The sequence below is a fragment of the Campylobacter sp. IFREMER_LSEM_CL2127 genome (genome assembly GCF_025771745.1).
Classification (GTDB): Bacteria; Campylobacterota; Campylobacteria; order Campylobacterales; family Campylobacteraceae; genus Campylobacter_D.
On record NZ_JAKMQV010000032.1, the window covers coordinates 1 to 706 of the forward strand.

General features: G+C 31.0%; 1 protein-coding gene. It reads right to left on the reverse strand.

Going from position 1 to position 706, the window contains the following annotated elements; genetic code table 11:
* Positions 1-706, reverse strand: a 706-nt coding sequence (locus tag L8V77_RS07650) for a hypothetical protein (protein ID WP_263707400.1), incomplete at both ends; no start/stop codon positions are given.

Below are 706 nucleotides of genomic sequence, written 5' to 3' on the forward strand. Positions count from 1 at the left end.
CACCTACTATATTACCATCTTTATCTGCAAAGAAAGTATTACCTTCATAAACTGTTTGGAGTTTTAGTTTTTCTGTATTAACATAGATTTTATCTGCACTAATACCACCAAGATTATTTCCACCTATAATGATAGAATTTTCTAATCTTTGTTCATTACTTTGAGTATATTCAAGTTCATCAAAGTACCAACCATCTATACTGATTTTACCGCCATTGTTTTTAATATGATAACCATCACTTGATTTGGTGATAGTACCACCATCCCACTTAGCATTTCCAGCTTCTGAGCTTACTTGACCATTGCTTAAGGTTAAAGTACCACTATTAGTAATACCTCCATAGATATTGCCAGTGTTTTCAATATTGATAGTACCACTGTTGTTAACACCACCATAGATATTACCATTTTTTTCATTTTTTAATAAATCTATAGTGCCACTGTTATCAACACCATAAAAATCTTTACCAGCTATTAAAGGTACAATTTCACTACCTATAGTACCTGTATTAGTAATAACACCTATATAACCTTTATTTTCTTTAGCATCTTTGGTTTTATTATTAAAGGTGTTAGTAATACTTGCAATGGTTCCTGCGTTGTTAATTAAACCTATAGAACCATTATCATTGTTTAAGCCTTTTTCTAAGATGGCACCTTTAGTGTTTTCAAGAGTACCTAGGGTGTCTTTATTTTCAAAGGTATT